The 15,774-nt window shown below is 67.2% G+C and carries 14 protein-coding genes; 6 read left to right on the top strand and 8 right to left on the bottom strand.

Annotation, left to right across the window (positions count from 1 at the left end):
- Window positions 1–3: 3 nt before the first annotated feature.
- From leuS to holA, 5 genes are all read left to right on the top strand, one after another.
- Window positions 4–2,541 (top strand): leucine--tRNA ligase, encoded by a 2,538-nt coding sequence (leuS, locus tag SD72_RS11475; RefSeq protein ID WP_042544604.1) that lies wholly within the window; start codon window positions 4–6, stop codon window positions 2,539–2,541.
- A 77-nt stretch (window positions 2,542–2,618) separates the two neighbouring features.
- Window positions 2,619–3,281, top strand: a complete 663-nt coding sequence (locus SD72_RS11470) for a hypothetical protein (RefSeq protein WP_042544603.1) — start codon at window positions 2,619–2,621, stop codon at window positions 3,279–3,281.
- 131 nt (window positions 3,282–3,412) lie between these two features.
- Window positions 3,413–4,330, top strand: coding sequence for a ComEA family DNA-binding protein (locus SD72_RS18270; protein WP_052492636.1), 918 nt, complete (start codon window positions 3,413–3,415; stop codon window positions 4,328–4,330).
- On the top strand, window positions 4,327–6,795 hold the full coding sequence (locus SD72_RS11460) for a ComEC/Rec2 family competence protein (protein ID WP_052492635.1): 2,469 nt from the start codon (window positions 4,327–4,329) through the stop codon (window positions 6,793–6,795). The genes SD72_RS18270 and SD72_RS11460 overlap by 4 nt, the downstream gene beginning before the upstream one ends.
- Window positions 6,796–6,914: 119 nt before the next feature.
- The gene (holA, locus tag SD72_RS11455) at window positions 6,915–7,913 is read left to right on the top strand and encodes a DNA polymerase III subunit delta (RefSeq protein WP_042544602.1); all 999 of its coding nucleotides are present in this window, start codon (window positions 6,915–6,917) and stop codon (window positions 7,911–7,913) included.
- A gap of 115 nt (window positions 7,914–8,028) precedes the next feature.
- Here the strand turns inward: holA and rpsT are convergent, their stop codons facing one another.
- The 8 genes from rpsT to SD72_RS17990 all read right to left on the bottom strand — a co-directional run bounded on the left by rpsT (window position 8,029) and on the right by SD72_RS17990 (window position 13,810).
- The gene (gene rpsT / locus SD72_RS11450; protein ID WP_042544601.1) at window positions 8,029–8,289 is read right to left on the bottom strand and encodes a 30S ribosomal protein S20; all 261 of its coding nucleotides are present in this window, start codon (window positions 8,287–8,289) and stop codon (window positions 8,029–8,031) included.
- Between the two features lie 113 nt (window positions 8,290–8,402).
- Entirely contained in the window at window positions 8,403–9,047 is a 645-nt protein-coding gene (locus SD72_RS11445) for a Pr6Pr family membrane protein (RefSeq protein WP_232299743.1), read from the bottom strand.
- A gap of 122 nt (window positions 9,048–9,169) precedes the next feature.
- Complete coding sequence (locus tag SD72_RS11440) at window positions 9,170–9,814, bottom strand: response regulator transcription factor (RefSeq protein WP_232299742.1); 645 nt, start codon at window positions 9,812–9,814, stop codon at window positions 9,170–9,172.
- Entirely contained in the window at window positions 9,808–10,971 is a 1,164-nt protein-coding gene (locus tag SD72_RS11435) for a sensor histidine kinase (protein ID WP_042544600.1), read from the bottom strand. The genes SD72_RS11440 and SD72_RS11435 overlap by 7 nt, the downstream gene beginning before the upstream one ends.
- A 9-nt stretch (window positions 10,972–10,980) precedes the next feature.
- Window positions 10,981–11,298 carry a hypothetical protein gene (locus SD72_RS18265; RefSeq protein ID WP_232299741.1) on the bottom strand — a complete coding sequence of 106 codons (318 nt, stop codon included), beginning with the start codon at window positions 11,296–11,298 and terminating at the stop codon, window positions 10,981–10,983.
- Window positions 11,252–11,737, bottom strand: coding sequence for a hypothetical protein (locus SD72_RS18260; protein WP_232299740.1), 486 nt, complete (start codon window positions 11,735–11,737; stop codon window positions 11,252–11,254). Before SD72_RS18260 ends, SD72_RS18265 begins: the two co-directional genes overlap by 47 nt.
- Before the next feature lie 4 nt (window positions 11,738–11,741).
- The gene (locus SD72_RS11425) at window positions 11,742–12,650 is read right to left on the bottom strand and encodes an ABC transporter ATP-binding protein (protein ID WP_042544599.1); all 909 of its coding nucleotides are present in this window, start codon (window positions 12,648–12,650) and stop codon (window positions 11,742–11,744) included.
- Window positions 12,651–12,814: 164 nt separating this feature from the next.
- Complete coding sequence (locus tag SD72_RS17990; RefSeq protein ID WP_198141948.1) at window positions 12,815–13,810, bottom strand: hypothetical protein; 996 nt, start codon at window positions 13,808–13,810, stop codon at window positions 12,815–12,817.
- Between the two features lie 94 nt (window positions 13,811–13,904).
- Between SD72_RS17990 and lepA the strand changes: the two genes are divergently transcribed.
- Entirely contained in the window at window positions 13,905–15,758 is a 1,854-nt protein-coding gene (gene lepA / locus SD72_RS11415; protein ID WP_042544597.1) for a translation elongation factor 4, read from the top strand.
- Window positions 15,759–15,774 lie beyond the last annotated feature (16 nt).

Below are 15,774 nucleotides of genomic sequence, written 5' to 3'. Positions count from 1 at the left end.
CGTGTGAGCGAGCAGGGAACCGGTCAGCAGGATGCTGAGCAGGGCTATGACTTCAAGGCCATCCAGGACCGCTGGCTCCCCGTCTGGGACGAGCTGAAGCCGTTCGAGGTGCCAGTTGGTCACGAATCCGACAAGCCACGGAAGTACGTGCTCGACATGTTCCCGTACCCGTCGGGGGACCTCCACATGGGGCACGCTGAGGCGTTCTGCTTCGGCGACATCCTCGCCCGCTACTGGCGCGGCCAGGGGCACGAGGTGCTACACCCGATCGGCTGGGACTCCTTCGGGCTGCCCGCCGAGAACGCCGCGATCAAGCGCGGCGTGGATCCTCGCGAGTGGACCTACGCGAATATCGCGCAGCAGAAGGCCTCATTCAGGGCGTACGCGCCCTCCTTCGACTGGAGCCGAGTGCTCCACACGAGCGACCCAGAGTACTACAAGTGGAACCAGTGGATCTTCTTGAAGATGTACGAGAAGGGCCTCGCATATCGGAAGGCGAGCTGGGTCAACTGGGATCCCGTAGACCAGACCGTGCTCGCAAACGAGCAGGTCCTGGCTGACGGTACCTCCGAGCGCTCCGGCGCGATGGTCGTGAAGAAGAAGCTCACTCAGTGGTACTTCCGCATCACGGACTACGCAGACCGGCTGCTTGACGACCTCGACGCGCTCGAAGGCCGCTGGCCCGCGAAGGTGCTGAGCATGCAGCGCAACTGGATTGGGCGGTCTCGCGGCGCAGAGGTGGAGTTCGAAATCGAGGGGCGCGACGCGCGCGTTCCCGTGTTCACCACCCGGCCAGATACCCTCCACGGCGCAACGTTCATGGTCGTCGCCCCAGACTCCGACCTTGCCGCTGAACTCGCGGCAGGTGCCTCTGGCCCCGTTCGGATGCAGTTCCAGGCATACCTCGAGGCGACGCAGAAGCAGACCGAGATCGAACGCCAGAGCACGGACCGCGAAAAGACCGGCATCTTCCTCGACCACTTCGCGGTGAACCCCGTGAACGGCGAACGCATTCCGGTGTGGGCATCTGATTACGTCCTCGCGGACTACGGCCACGGCGCGATCATGGCCGTCCCTGCTCACGATCAGCGCGACCTCGACTTCGCGCTGAAGTTCGACCTGCCAGTGCGCGTCGTCGTCGACGTCCGCGATGAGGAAGGCGAGCCCCTCCAGGATCCAGCGGTCTCGGGCGTAGCGACCTCGGGCGACGGCACCATGCTCAATTCAGCGGAGCTCGACGGGCTCGGCAAGGATGACGCAATTGCTCGGGCCATCGAAACCCTCGAGGCCCGCGGCACAGGTCGTGCAACGACGACCTACCGTCTCCGCGACTGGCTCATCTCCCGCCAGCGCTACTGGGGAACGCCGATCCCGATCCTCTACGCAGAGGACGGAACGATGCAGCCCGTTGCTGAGGCGGCGCTGCCCGTGCAGCTGCCAGCGGCAGCCGGTCTCGACCTCAAGCCAAAGGGCTCCTCGCCGCTCGGCGCCGCAACCGAGTGGGCAACCGTTGTCGACCCTGAGACCGGCGAGACGCTCACGCGCGACCCGGACACGATGGATACCTTCGTCGACAGCTCCTGGTACTACTTCCGGTTCCTCTCCGCGAACGACCCGACGCAGGCTTTCGACCCCGCCGAGGCGAAGAAGTGGGCGCCGGTTGACCAGTACGTCGGCGGCGTCGAGCACGCGATTCTTCACCTGCTCTACTCGCGCTTCATCACGAAGGTGATGTTCGACCTTGGCTACATCGATTTCGAAGAGCCCTTCGTTGACATGCTCAACCAGGGCATGGTGCTGCTCGATGGCGCAAAGATGTCAAAGTCGAAGGGCAACCTCGTCGAATTCGCCTCAGAGCTCGAGGAGCACGGAGCTGACGCGTTGCGCGTGACGCTCGCGTTCGCGGGCCCACCCGAGGACGACATCGACTGGGCAGACGTTTCCGTGCAGGGCTCAGCGAAGTTCCTCGCACGCGCCTGGCGCATCGCACACGACGTTGAGGTTGGGGGAGCGCCCGTCGGCGTAGCATTCGATGGCGGCGACAAGGCCCTTCGGCGCAGCACCCACCAGCTGCTCATCGACGGCCCGCAGCTCGCTGAGTCCTACAAGTTCAACGTGCTCATCGCTCGTCTCATGGAGCAGGTTAACGTCACGCGCAAGGCGATCGACTCCGGCTGCGGGGTCGCCGACCCCGCCGTGCGCGAATCAGCCGAGGCGATTGCCGTTGTCCTCTCGATGTACGCGCCATACGCGGCGGAAGACATGTGGGCGATGCTCGGCCACGAACCGACCGTTGCGCTCGTCGAATGGCCAAAGGGCGACGAGTCCCTCACTGTCGTCGACGAGGTACTCATGATCGTGCAGGTCGATGGCAAGGTCCGCGACAAGATCACCGTTTCTGCGTCGATCACCGATGCGGACGCGGAGACCGCGGCACGCGCGTCGGCGAACGCGCAGCGCGCAATCGGGGATCGCGAGATCGTGAAGGTCATCGCGCGCGCCCCGAAGATCGTGTCGATCGCGACGAAGCCCGCGGCGTAGCGGCAAACCGAGCACGCACGCAGAACGAGGCGCCCCGGCCCTGGCCGGGGCGCCTCGTTCGTTGCTACGCTCAGAGCATGATCTCAAGGCAGAGCGCTTCTCGACGGCCGACGGCAGTACTTGCCCTGCTCATCGGTGTTGGGTTTGCGCTCTCCGCCTGCACCCAGCTGCAGGCTCCGGCATCGACCGAGCCTCCCGAGCCATCGGCTACCGCGCCCGCCAACCCGGATCCCGCGGAGGAGACGCCAGCGGACGGCGAGCAGCTCGACATCACCATTCCTTCGTGTGACGAGCTCATCACACCCGCCGAGGCGCGAGACCTGTTCGCCCCCGATTTCGAATCCGGTCTCGGGCCAAGCCCCGAGAGTCGAGAAGAGATTCGGCGCAGCAGGCTCGGCCCTGACGCCGTGAGCGCCTACGAGCAGGTCACCGAGTTTGTGCCGTGCTACTGGGGCGTGCCGCTCTCTGGGCTCATCGAGCACCTCTTCGTTGCCGAGCTTCCTAGCGACGTGCGAGCGGAGCTGCTCACATCCCTCAGGGCATCAGCCTACGATGAGACCAGCGCCGACGGCATTGCGCTGTTCTCGTATACCTTTGGGGAGCCACGCGCGACGACCTGGTACGGCTTCGTTGGTGACATCTGGGTCGCTTCCTTCGGCGAGCGTGGCTCGGCGCCGATCGAGCTCGTCTTTGACAAGCTGCGCGCCGCGAACCCTGACTGGGTGGCGCAGGCACCGTAGCGGCGGCGGGAACCCCGACGCGCTCAGCGTGGGGTTCTGCACAGTGGCGCATTGCCACTCAAACGGTGCATTCCTTCCACTCTTTTTGGCGCTCACCCCCGAAGCTCCTCACCGGAACTCATCCTGGTGGCATGCAATCGCCACGAGAGCAAACCAACGTCACCGCGATGCCGCGCCATCCGACCCGCGCCACCGATTCCCGCGCACTTGCGAAGCTGCGCGAGGAATGGCTCGACGGGGCGGCTGAGACGGAGCAAGACGAGGCGCACGAGGCGACCCGAGATTCGGCGCGCGAGGAGACTCCAGGGCGGTGGCGAACCGGAACAACTGCTGAGGCGTCTCAGGAGCCGCTCTCGTGGGAGCCGACGCCGACGCTGCTGCAGCGGGCCCTGCGAGGGGTGAGCATGCCGGCGGCCGTCGGCGTCACGCTCTTCATTGCGGCGATCGCGATCACCGCCGTCGTGATGCTCCGCAGCCTTGCCAGCGGTGCTGAGCCGGCTCTTGATGCGTTCGAAGCAGCGCCGGGTGGCGCTGCGCTGGCGGGTGAGGGGGCAGGCACAGATGCTGCGGGCGAGGCGGTGGCGGCGACCGAAGTGATCGTGCACGTCATCGGAGAAGTGCGCCAACCGGGCGTCGTTGAACTCGAGGCTGGGTCACGAGTGCTCGACGCGATCGCGGCGGCGGGAGGAGCGACGGAGCAGGCGGATCTCACCGTGCTCAACCTGGCGCTGCCGCTCAACGACGGTGAACAGATCGAGGTCTATGATGTTGAGGCCGCGGAGAGGATTCGCGAGAGCGGCGAGCGGCCAAGCGTCGGTGAAACGGGTGCGGGGGCCGCGCAAGGAGTCAACAGCAGTGGAACGGTGAACATCAACACCGCGACGGCCGACGAGCTCACTCAGCTGTCCGGCATCGGGCCAGCCCTCGCGCAGCGGATCATTGACTGGCGCGATTCCAACGGTGCGTTCACGAGTGTTGAGCAGCTGCTCGAGGTGAGCGGGATCGGGGCGAAGACCCTCGACAAGTTTCGGGAACACGTTGGCCTGTGAACGCTCCATGGCGCAGCACGGCCACCGTTCGGGGGCAGTGGCGGCTCCTCGGGCCCGCCGTTGTGTGCTGGTGCGTGGCTGCGGCGACGATCCACCTGCCAGGGGCGGCGAGAGCCATCGCCATCGTCAGCGGGGTGTTCGGCGCTGCCCTGTGCGTGCGCTGGGTGATCCGGAGACGCCGCGCCGCGCCCACCACTTCGCTGCGCGACGCGAGATTTCTTGGGGTGGCACTGTTGAGCTGCGCGTTCCTCATCTGCCTCGGGGCGCGCATCGATCTGCTCGAACAGGGCCGAGCCACCGGAGCGCTCGCGAACGCTGCAGCGCGCGGAGGACAGGTCGCCGTGCTCGCCAAGCTCGCCGGCTACCCCTCCGGGGTGGCGTCGTTTGATGGTGAGGAACGTGCCTGGGTGCGTGGCTCCGTCGTCGCCGCAGCTGGCGCCCCGACGCGCGGGGGTGTCCCGGTGATTGCCTGGTTGCCGAGCGGACCAGAGCGCGGGTGGTATCCGGGGGCTTATGTTGCCCTTGAGGGGAGTCTGGTGCGTGCGCCACCGGAGGGACTCGCCGCATACGAGATTCGGGTGAACTCGCAGGCGTACGCCGGCCCAGCAGTCGGGGTCGGCCGTTGGGTTGGGCCGGCGGCAGCCAGCATGCGTGTGCAGCTGCGCGAGGCAGCATCGCGCGTCGCAGGGGCTCAGCTGGTGCCTGGGCTCGCCGTCGGCGACACGAGTCTCGTGAGCGAGGAGCTTGACCGGGTGATGCTCGAGTCGAGTCTGACGCACCTCACTGCGGTGTCAGGCTCAAACTGTGCGCTCGTGATCACCGCGGTCACGGCGATCGCTGTGCGCCTGGGGGCTGGCAGGCGGCTGCGGATCGTACTCGCCGCCGCAGCGCTTGGCGGATTTGTCGTCATTGTCGGGCCCGATCCCAGCGTGCAGCGGGCCGCCGTGATGGCCGCGGTTCTGCTGGTGTCGAACTTCGGAGGCAAGCAACGACAGGCGCTCCCGGCCCTCGGGCTCGCAACCTACGCGTTGCTCATCGTCAACCCGTGGCAGTCGATTCAGCCTGGATTTGCGCTTTCAGTGGTCGCGACCGGGGGCATCCTGCTCTGGGCCTCGCCCCTCGAAACTTGGCTGCGTGCGCGGTTGCGACTCCCGAGGGTGCTCGCGCTGCCGCTCGCCGTGGCTGCCGTGGCACAGTTTTCGTGCGCGCCGCTGTTGCTGTTGTTGCAACCGGGCCTGCCAGTTGCCGGTGTGCTCGCCAACCTGCTCGCGGCGCCAGCCGCACCCGTCGGGACGGGGATGGGGATGCTGGCGCTGCTCTCACTGCCCGTCAGTCAACCCATCGGCGAGTGGCTCCTGAGCTTGGCAGCCTGGCCAGCCCGCTGGATCGAGGCGGCTGGGGCGGTCGGCACCGCGCTGCCCGGTGGCCGCTGGTACTGGCCGGGCGGCTGGACCGGGGCGTTGCTACTCGCGGGGACATACCTGCTCCTCGGCGTAGCTCTCGCCGTGCTCACCGGGTGGGCAGGCGGCGGCGGGAGTAGGCGCTGGCCATGGCGTGGCAGAGTTCTCGCTATCCCCAGGCGAACGCGGCTCGTCGCAGGCGCAACCGCAGGCATTGCGGTCGGGGTCATGTGCGCCGTCGTCGTGATTGTTCCCGCCAGCGTGCGGCTGGGCGTGCCCCATGACTGGGCTGTGGTGGCCTGCGATGTCGGGCAGGGCGACGCGATCCTCGTACGTGACCCCGGCGACCCGGCTAACGTCATGCTCGTGGACACGGGGGACGACCCCGAGCTGCTGCAGGCCTGCCTGGATCTCTTCGGGGTACGTCGCATCGCGCTCCTCGTGCTCACGCACAACCACCAGGATCACGTTGGAGCAATGCGCGTGGCTCTCGCCCGGAGCAGTGCTGCGCTCGTGTCGCCGCCCAGCACAGAAGACGCCGGACGCGTGGCCCTCGCAACGGCCACGGCGGGCGCCGGGGTTCCGACTAGGGTCGGCCACGATGGCCTGCGCGGAGGCGCGCCAGGCGGCCTGAAGTGGGAAGTGCTCGCACCCGAGCCCGGTCGCGCTCACGCGACCGCGAACGCGACGAGTCTGGTGCTCAGCGTCGAGGTCGGCGGGGTGCGAATACTGCTGCTTGGCGATACGGGCGAAGGGGAGCAGCGCGAGCTGGTCCGGAGGCACCCGGCGCTCCGCGCCGATATCGTGAAGGTCGCCCATCACGGTTCGCGTGACCAGCACTCACCACTGTACGAAGGGCTCGGCATGCGGCTTGCGCTCTTCTCGGTCGGATCTGCAAATAGCTACGGGCACCCCAACGCGCAGCTCGTCGACCGGTTCCTCGCCACCGGAGCACGCGCTTATCGGACCGACGTCCACGGCTCGATTGCGATCCGGGTGGGGGAATCGGGGCTCGAAGGCTGGAGCGCGGGAAGGCGAAGCGCATTGCTGCGATCCGACCGGTGAGTCAGCGCGCCACGTTTGGTCCCGGGGGGCGGCGTGCTCCGCGCGGCAAATGGGCGAGCGATCGTGGCAGTTGACCTGCCGCCATCGGGGTTGTCTGAGGGAGCCGGTAGTCTAAACATGTGGCAACCGCAAAGATCTCTAAAGTCGAGTGGACCGATGTGACCCCGGCACCCGTCGTGCTCGTTTCCGGTCCTGAGGAGTACTTTGCCGACCGCGCGGCGCAGCGTATCCGTGAGGCTCTCAGGGACGCGCACAGCGAGCTCGAGGTGCACGACATCGATGCGGCAAGCTATGGTGCTGGCGAGCTTTTTACTATTGCCAGCCCTTCGCTGTTCGCGGAGCCGCGACTCATCCGGGTCGTAGGGGTTGAGAAGTCGTCTGACGCGTTTATCGAAGACGCCAAGCGCTACATCGCCTCACCCGCGGACGACACGACCCTGGTTCTACGGCACACGAGTGGCCAGCGAGGCAAAGCCCTGCTCGACGCTGTGCGCAAGACACCCGGCGCGATCGAGGTGCCGTGCCCAGAGCTCAAGAAAGACCAGGAGCGTCTGCAGTTCGCGCAGGCAGAGTTCCGCAGGCTCAAGGCCAGGGCTACGCCAGGAGCCGTGAGGCTGCTCGCTGCAGCGTACTCCTCCGGAAGCGTGACCGAGCTCGCGGGTGCCTGCGCCCAGCTCGTTTCCGACCTTGGGGCTGAGATCACCGAAGAGCAGGTGAACCGTGCGACAGAGGGCCGTGTCGAGGCGAGCGGCTTCAAGGTCGCCGACGCGGCAATCGCGGGGAAACGCGCAGATGCGCTCGTGCTGCTCAGGCAGTCGATGCTTGGGGGTACCTCGCCGATCCCGATCCTGGCAGTGCTGAACATGAAGCTCAGGGGTATGGCCCGCGTCTACGGTGCCCGCGGATCCTCCGGGCAGCTCGCGAAGCAGTTCGGCATGGCGCCCTGGATGGTGGATCGCGCCCTCAAAGACATCCGTGGTTGGCGCGAGGAAGACCTCGCCCGAGCGATCGACCTGGCCGCCGAGACCGAGTGGCTGCTCAAGGGTGGCAGTCGCGATCCCGAGTACGCGATCGAGCGCTTCATCTCGTTCGTCTCGCTCCGCGGCCGCGACGCCTGAGCTACCGCGCTCCGCCCACCGCTCCGCCCACCGCTCCGCGCTCCGCACCAGGCACAGAAATGGCTCAGGCCCCGCCGAAGCGGGGCCTGAGCCAGAAACCTGTGAAGCTAGATGCTTAGATCTTTGCGACCTGTGCTGCAAGCTTCGACTTGCGGTTCGCAGCCTGATTCTTGTGAATCACGCCCTTCGAAACGGCCTTGTCGAGCTTGCGAGTTGCGACCTTCAGCGCCGACTCTGCTGCTGACTTGTCGCCAGCCGAGATTGCCTCGCGGGTCTTGCGGATGACGGTGCGGAGCTCGCTCTTGTGCGCGCGGTTACGCTCAGTCGCCTTAGCGTTGGTCTTGATGCGCTTGATCTGCGACTTAATATTTGCCACGTTGGGTTGGTTCCTTCAGTAGAGGTCAATCGGATTGATCCGCTCGGTGAGAGAGGGCACCTAACGGGGGTGTGGTTTGAGCCACACGCAAGTCAAGAACCTACATTAGCAGATCACTGGCTGCGATCACAGTTCGCGGCCTGAGCGTGTTGCGAGCGCGTGTGCGGTGCGACTCGCGTGCCACGCACTCCCGCCGCCCGCGACAGTGCCCACACGAGCGCGGCCGCAGCGAGCAGCGCCGCGAGGAGGAGCGCGATGTACCCGAGGAGCGACGGTAGGCCGTTTGCGGGCAGGAGGAAGCCGTACGGCACCCAACCAGCGGTGACTCCCCGCAGCAGCACGACGCAGAGCCACAGCACGGGGTAGGGGAGCACGATCCACAGTCGCCGCCAGGGGAGCGGCCCTCGGTCACCAACGAGGAGCCAGTCGAGGAGCACGATGGCGGGGAAGATCGCGTGGAGGATAGCCGACACCCACGCAGGGGCCGACCCCGTGCCGGGGATCAGCGTGTTGTAGATCACAGCGACGATCACCATGCACGAGGCTGCGACCGCCCTCGCCCCGGTCAGCCACGCTGGCTGCCCGCGGCCGGCGAGCGTACGCCAGCCAGCGGAGATGAGCACGAGCGATGTCAGGAGGTTCGTGAGGTTCGTGAAATAGCCGAAGTAGTTGAACGGGTTCGCGCCGCCCTGCTCAAAGCCAAGGGCATACGTCCAGAGCAGCACTGCGATCACCGCGACGCCGGCCAGGACCCTCACTGCCCCGATGCCTGCCCTGAACTGCCGTGCTGAACTCGGCGCCGGATCCAGCACTGAACGCCGCGTCCGTGCTCACCTCTGTGCTGGAGTCAGCTCCGCCCGGAGAGTGGCGTACGCGCACCCTAGATCCACCCTTTGTCGTGGGCGATGCGCGCGGCCGCCGTGCGGTTGCGCGCGCCGGTCTTCCCGATCGCCGAGGAGAGCAGGTTGCGTACCGTTCCCGCCGAGAGGAACACCTCGGCGGCAATCGCTGGGGCGGTAAGCCCCTCGCCCGCCCGCCTGAGCACTTGCCGCTCGCGTTCACTCAGCGGGTTCGCGCCGTCGAACAGCGAAGCCTCAGCGAGCGCGGGATCGACTACTCGCTGCCCGGCGTGCACGGCGCGCACGGCTTCGGCGAGCTGGTCCGCTGGAGTGTCCTTCACGACGAAGCCACTGGCGCCAGCCTCGAGGGCCTGCCGAAGGTAGCCCGGTTTCGCGAACGTTGTGACGATGAGCACGCGGGTGCCTTCGCTTGCCTCGCGCACGCCGCGCGTCGCCTCGAGCCCGTCGATGCCTGGCATCTGCACATCCATGAGGCACACGTCGGGACTAAGCCGGCCTGCCTCGGCGATCGCCTCCTCGCCGTCGGCAGCGTAGCCAACCACCTCAAGGTCGGGCTCGAGCCCAAGGAGTGCGCCGAGCGCGCCGCGCACGAGCGCCTGGTCGTCGGCGATGAGCAGGCGTACTTTCGGCGCCGTCTCGGCGCTGAGGCGCTGGGTGATTACCACGTGAGGCTCACTTTCGTTCCGTGTAGCTCGCCGCTGGAGAAGGAGAGCTCCGCGCCAGCGGCGGAGGCTCGCTCGCGCATGCCGCGCAGCCCGTTGCCGGACTCTACGGGGTGTTCGCCTGGCAACCCAGCGCCGGGCAACCCAGCACCGGTTAGCCCAGCACCGGGAAGCCCACCACCCGGCAGCCCAACACCGTCGTCCTCGACGGAGAGCGTGCCCGGGGCGAGCTCGACGAGCACCCGGCTCGCGCCGGCGTGCCTGAGGATGTTCGTCGTCGCCTCCCGGAGCACCCAGGCTGCTGGGAGCGACTGGGCTGCCGACAGCGCATTCGCTGAACCCCGAACCTTCATCGTGATCCCGCCGGACGCCAGCGCTGCGGAGCTAGCCGCGAGCTGCTCCGAGAGGCCCTCCGCGCGGAGGCCGGTGACGGTGCCGCGCACGCCCGCGAGCGCCTCGGTCGTGAGGTGCACGATCTCGTCGAGTTCGCGGCGCGCGGCAGCGGGATGCTTGTCGATCAGGCGCGCGGCGAGTTCGGCCTTGAGTTTCACGACCGTGAGCGAGTGGCCGAGCAAGTCGTGCACGTCGCGGGCAACGGACTCGCGCTCCTCGCTCGTTGCGAGCTCGAGGCGGAGTTCGTCGGCGCGAACACTCCGGGTGATGAGCCAGGTGTTGATGGTGTTCACGGCGGCCATGAGCAGCACGATCCACAGCAGTGACCACACCGGCGTATCGCCGCGGGATGCCGCAAGAACCACCGCGAGAACCATGATTGCGACGCCCGCCGTCATCACGGCCCAGTGCCAGCGCCTGCTCATCAGGTACGACGCATACGCCATGAGGAACGGAATGAAGCTCGTCGTGCCCCACCCGATCGCGGGGACCGTGAGCAGCGCGCAGGCGAGCGTCGCCCAAAAGAAACCCTGCGTGAGGCAGCCGGACTCGCCTACGGGGGTGCGCATTCCGGAGACGAATCCTGCGAGGTAGGTGGCTGCGAATGCGACGAGCGCCGCCCACCCGAGTGCGAGCGTCCACGGTTCCGCTTCCGAGCGCACGAGCGCCCGCCCAGGGTAGAACAGGAACACGAGCCAGACCGCGCCCATGAGCCAGCCGTAGCGTGCCCAGCCGTCCCGGGTGTCGACGGGTTCGCGGTTCCTCATGCTGCGAGCTTAACGGCGGCGGCGCGAGCGCAGCACGCCGAAGCGCACGAGCACCCCGAACGCGAGCGCCCATGCGGCGACGTTTGCGGCTACGAGCCAGATTGAGTCGGAGCCGCCCGAGATGAGCGCGCCCTCGGTAATTGGCCACCTCGCGAGGGCCGCATAGCCGTACATCGGCGTGTAGTGCGCGATCGCGAGCATCGTGCCCGAGAGCGGCATGAAGACGTTGCCGACGAAACCGAAGAGCGTGATCGAGATCGACGCGAGCGACGCGGCCGAGTCAGAGTTGAAGGCGAGCCCGACGCCGAGGCCGAAGAGCCCGAACATGAGACCGCCCGCGAGGATGATCCCCCCCAACTACGAGCCACGACCAGAGCGAATCGGCCGTGGCGCCCGTGAGCGCGCCGACGGCGAACACGATGACAGTTGAGAATGCCGAGAAGGAGACCGCGACCGCGAGCTTGACGACTGTGTAGCCGGCGATCGACAGCGGCGTCAGCGCGATCTGTCTGCCCCAGCCCTGCCCGGCTTCAGAAGCTGCGAGCGCGCACAGCGAGGTCATCGCGGTCGCGGTGCCGAAGGCGGCCATCGAGGCCATGACGTAGAAGGCGACGTTGCCGTTGCCCGCGCTCGCGTCTGCGTATTCGGCGTTCGCCCCGAAGAGTAGGTACATCGCGACGGGCATCGCGATCGTGAACGCGAGCGTGTAGGGGTTGCGGAACTGCCTGAGCACCTCGACGCGGTAGAAAGCTGTGGTGAAGAGCATGTGCTTAGGCCTCCGTGAGCGCGGCGAACGCGGTTTCGAGTGTTGGGGCGTTGATTTCGAGCTCGGTTGCGCCGGCCGCGAGGATCCGCGCAGCAATGGCATCCGAGTTCGCGGTGTGGATCGTGACCCGCTGCGCATCGGAGTCGACGGACGCGATCGATTCGTCGGCCCGAAGCTCGGCAAGCAGGGCCGTTGCCGCATTGGCGTCGCCGGGGAGCGTGGCGCGGAGCGTGCGCCCGCCGAGCGAGGCGCGCAGTGTTGCCGTATCGCCGTCGGCGACGATCGTGCCGTGGTGCATGACGACCGTGCGGCGCGCGAACTGCTCGGCCTCCTCGAGGTAGTGCGTCGCGAAGACGATCGTGCGGCCGGCGTTCGCGTCGGCGCGCATGGTGTCCCAAAACTTGCGGCGCGCGGTGACGTCCATGCCAGCTGTCGGCTCGTCGAGGATGAGCACGTCGGGGTCGGGGAGGAGTGCGAGCGCGAACTTGACGCGCTGCTGCTCGCCGCCCGAGCACTTGCCCACCTTGCGGCGTGCGATCTCAGTGAGGTTTGCGAGCTCGAGCACCTCCGGCACGCGCGCGGTTACGCGGTGGAAACTCGCGATCACCTCAAGCGTCTCGGTGACCGTGAGGTCGGCGAGCAGGCCGCCCGTCTGCAGCACGGCCGAGAGACTGCCCCGCGCGATCGCACGCCGCGGCGCGTCGCCGAGCACGCGAATCGACCCGGCGTCTGGCTCGCTCAGCCCGAGCACCATGTCGAGCAGCGTCGTCTTTCCGGCCCCGTTCGGGCCGAGCAGCGCGACGACCTCGCCGCGCTTGATCCGCAGGTCTACGCCGGTGACCGCGCGAACGACGCGTTCGCCGGAACCGAAGTGGCGGGTGGCACCCGTGATTTCAATTGCCTGTGTGTCCATGCCTCAAGCCTGGCGGGCACTGGGGAGGCGGTGCGAGGTGACGCTGTCACGAAAGATTCGTGACAGTTGTCATGCGGGCAAGGCCCGCGGGGCCCCGCCCGACGACCAGCGCGCGCGGGGCGAACGACGAACGGCGCCTGGTTCGCTGAAAGGGCCTCGCCGGGCTACCGCTCGGGGGCGCTTGCCCGCAGCCGCTTCGCTGCGCGGGTGTCGACAGGCAGGCTCGTTTCGAGCGTGAACGTGACCTCGGCGACGGCGGGCCACTGCCGCGGCCACAGTTCGTCACGCGCGCCCGAGTCGATGTCGTGCGCTGCCGCGTGTACACCGCCAGCCTCGATCGAGAAATGCTCGAGCTGGCCGTCCTCGATGCTCAGCCTGAGCACTCGCTGCTCCCCCGTCGTTGGATCGGCGAACTCTGCCACGACGGGGAACTGCTGGCGGTGCGGAACCGCGCGGGGGAGCGCCTCGGCGCCCTGCACGTCAAGCACGATCATGCCGAACGAGCCGGAGACGCCGTCCCACGTCTTCTCCCTCGCGGCTGCGAGTTGGGTGCGGAGTGGCTCGGAACTCGGCTCAGCGCTGAAGTCGAGCATGCCAGCAATGAGCGCGCGGGCGCCAGCGGCCAACGGCAGGTAGCTGAGGTCTCCGTCGGTGACACGCCCCGCTACGGGGATGCCGGATCGGGGTGCCTTTCTCGCGGCGATGACTGCTGGGATCTCGACGGCGAGGGTGAGCGCGAAGGTGGCGGCCGCGAAGACGAGTCGTGGCCGGCGCACGCCGCGGCGGATGAGCCCGCGCTGCAGTCGCGCATCGAGCGCCTCACTCGCTTCGGCGAGGCCGAGTACGGCACCACCGGCGGCGGTCGCGAGCGCTGCGCGCGTGCCAGCGCTCACGGGTGTCCCTGTGAGACCTGATCCTGTGAGACCTGATCCTGTGAGACCTGATCCTGTGAGACCTGTTCCTGTGGCACCTGTTCCTGTGTCGCCCGCGACGAGAGCGGCCGTCGTTCCCGCGGTCGCGAGGCGGTACGCTGCCCTGCGCCCAGGACGGAGCTTCGCGGGGTCGATGAGCGCGACAGCCCCAAGCGCGGCTGAGAGGAGCAACGCCCGCTCGGGTCGGCCCGGTGCGAAACAACGTCGAAGAAACTGTGCAGCGGCCATCCTGTCATCCTACGGTGCTTCTCTGGGCCGCTTCGGCACGCCCTATTTGCTTGGTGGCCCCGGCCGGGGCTCACGCGTGAGATAATGGCTGGCAATGTCTCCTCGCAGTCTTAAACCACAGGTGCCGGCGTCGACCGACCCCTCGATGATCCGCAACTTTTGCATCATCGCGCACATCGATCACGGTAAGTCGACGCTTGCCGACCGCATGCTCCAGGTCACCGGAACGGTATCTGACCGCGACATGCGCGCGCAGTACCTCGACAACATGGATATCGAGCGCGAGCGCGGTATCACCATCAAGTCGCAGGCCGTCCGGATGTACTGGGAGTCCGAGGGCGGCGACTACGCCCTCAACATGATTGACACCCCGGGTCACGTTGACTTCTCATACGAGGTCTCGCGCTCACTCGCAGCGTGCGAGGGTGCCATCCTGCTCGTCGACGCAGCGCAGGGGATCGAGGCGCAGACGCTCGCGAACCTCTACCTCGCGATGGAAAACGATCTCGAGATCATCCCGGTGCTCAACAAGATCGACCTCCCGGCAGCCGACCCGGAGCGCGTCGCGCGCGAGATCACCGATCTCATTGGCGGCAACCCGGACGAGATCCTCAAGGTGTCGGGCAAGACCGGCGCTGGTGTCGAGGAACTCCTCGACGTCGTCGTTGCACGCATCCCCGCGCCCGTCGGCCAGGTCGACGCGCCTGCGAGAGCGATGATCTTCGACTCGGTGTACGACTCGTACCGCGGCGTCGTCACCTACGTGCGCATGATCGACGGCAAGCTCTCGCCGCGCGAGAAGGTCCAGATGATGTCGACGGGCGCCGAGTACGAGGCGCTCGAGATCGGCGTTTCCTCGCCTGGACCGACGCCAACGAAGGGCCTCGCAGTCGGCGAGGTCGGCTACCTCATCACCGGTGTGAAGGACGTGCGCCAGTCGAAGGTTGGCGACACCGTCACCTCGAAGCTGCGCGGCGCAACGGAAGCATTGCCCGGCTACACCGACCCGAAGCCCATGGTCTTCTCCGGGCTGTACCCGCTCGACGGCTCCGACTACCCGGTGCTGCGCGAAGCGCTCGACAAGCTCAAGCTCTCGGACGCTGCGCTCCAGTACGAGCCCGAGACGTCTGTCGCGCTCGGCTTCGGCTTCCGCTGCGGCTTCCTTGGCCTGCTCCACCTCGAGATCATCTCCGAGCGCCTGCGCCGCGAGTTCGACCTCGACCTCATCGCGACCGCGCCGAGCGTTGTCTACGAGGTCACGAAGGAGGACGGCACCGAGGTCGTCGTCACGAACCCCTCGGAGTACCCAGACGGCAAGATCGCGAGTGTCTCCGAGCCCATGGTGCGCGCAGCGATCCTCGCGCCGAAAGACTACGTCGGCGCGATCATGGAGCTGTGCCAGTCGCGGCGCGGCAGCCTGCTCGGCATGGAGTACCTCGGCGAACGCGTCGAGCTGCGCTACAACATTCCGATGGGCGAGATCGTCTTCGACTTCTTTGACCACCTGAAGAGCCGCACGCAGGGCTACGCGAGCCTCGACTACGAGCCGAGCGGGCAGCAGGAGGCGGACCTCGTGAAGGTCGACATTCTGCTGCAGGGTGAGGCCGTTGACGCGTTCAGCGCGATCGTCCACCGCGACAACGCGTACGCATACGGCACGATGATGACCGAGCGCCTGCGCAAGCTCATCCCGCGCCAGCAGTTCGAGGTGCCGATCCAGGCTGCCATCGGCGCGCGCGTGATCGCCCGCGAGAACATCCGCGCGATCCGCAAGGACGTGCTCGCGAAGTGCTACGGCGGTGACATTAGCCGTAAGCGCAAGCTGCTCGAGAAGCAGAAGGAAGGCAAGAAGCGCATGAAGATGGTCGGTCGCGTCGAGGTGCCACAGGAGGCGTTCATCGCAGCGCTCTCCGGTGACGTCGAGGGCAAGGACGTAAACAAAAAGTGACCGGGCCCCGCAGAAA

Origin of the sequence: Leucobacter komagatae (assembly GCF_000834055.1) — a bacterium.
GTDB classification, from domain to species: Bacteria; Actinomycetota; Actinomycetes; order Actinomycetales; family Microbacteriaceae; genus Leucobacter; species Leucobacter komagatae_A.
Note: the sequence above shows the minus strand (reverse complement) of the source record. Positions and strands in the feature narration are given on the sequence as shown.

Bases quoted from the DNA above. Each gene is read 5' to 3' on its own strand.
- SD72_RS11470 (WP_042544603.1), top strand. From the start codon at position 2,619: ATGATCTCAAGGCAGAGCGCTTCTCGACGGCCGACGGCAGTACTTGCC.
- SD72_RS18270 (WP_052492636.1), top strand. From the start codon at position 3,413: ATGCAATCGCCACGAGAGCAAACCAACGTCACCGCGATGCCGCGCCAT.
- SD72_RS11435 (WP_042544600.1), bottom strand. From the start codon at position 10,971: ATGAGGAACCGCGAACCCGTCGACACCCGGGACGGCTGGGCACGCTAC.
- SD72_RS18265 (WP_232299741.1), bottom strand. From the start codon at position 11,298: ATGTTCGGGCTCTTCGGCCTCGGCGTCGGGCTCGCCTTCAACTCTGAC.
- SD72_RS18260 (WP_232299740.1), bottom strand. From the start codon at position 11,737: ATGCTCTTCACCACAGCTTTCTACCGCGTCGAGGTGCTCAGGCAGTTC.
- SD72_RS11425 (WP_042544599.1), bottom strand. From the start codon at position 12,650: ATGGACACACAGGCAATTGAAATCACGGGTGCCACCCGCCACTTCGGT.
- SD72_RS17990 (WP_198141948.1), bottom strand. From the start codon at position 13,810: ATGGCCGCTGCACAGTTTCTTCGACGTTGTTTCGCACCGGGCCGACCC.
- lepA (WP_042544597.1), top strand. From the start codon at position 13,905: ATGTCTCCTCGCAGTCTTAAACCACAGGTGCCGGCGTCGACCGACCCC.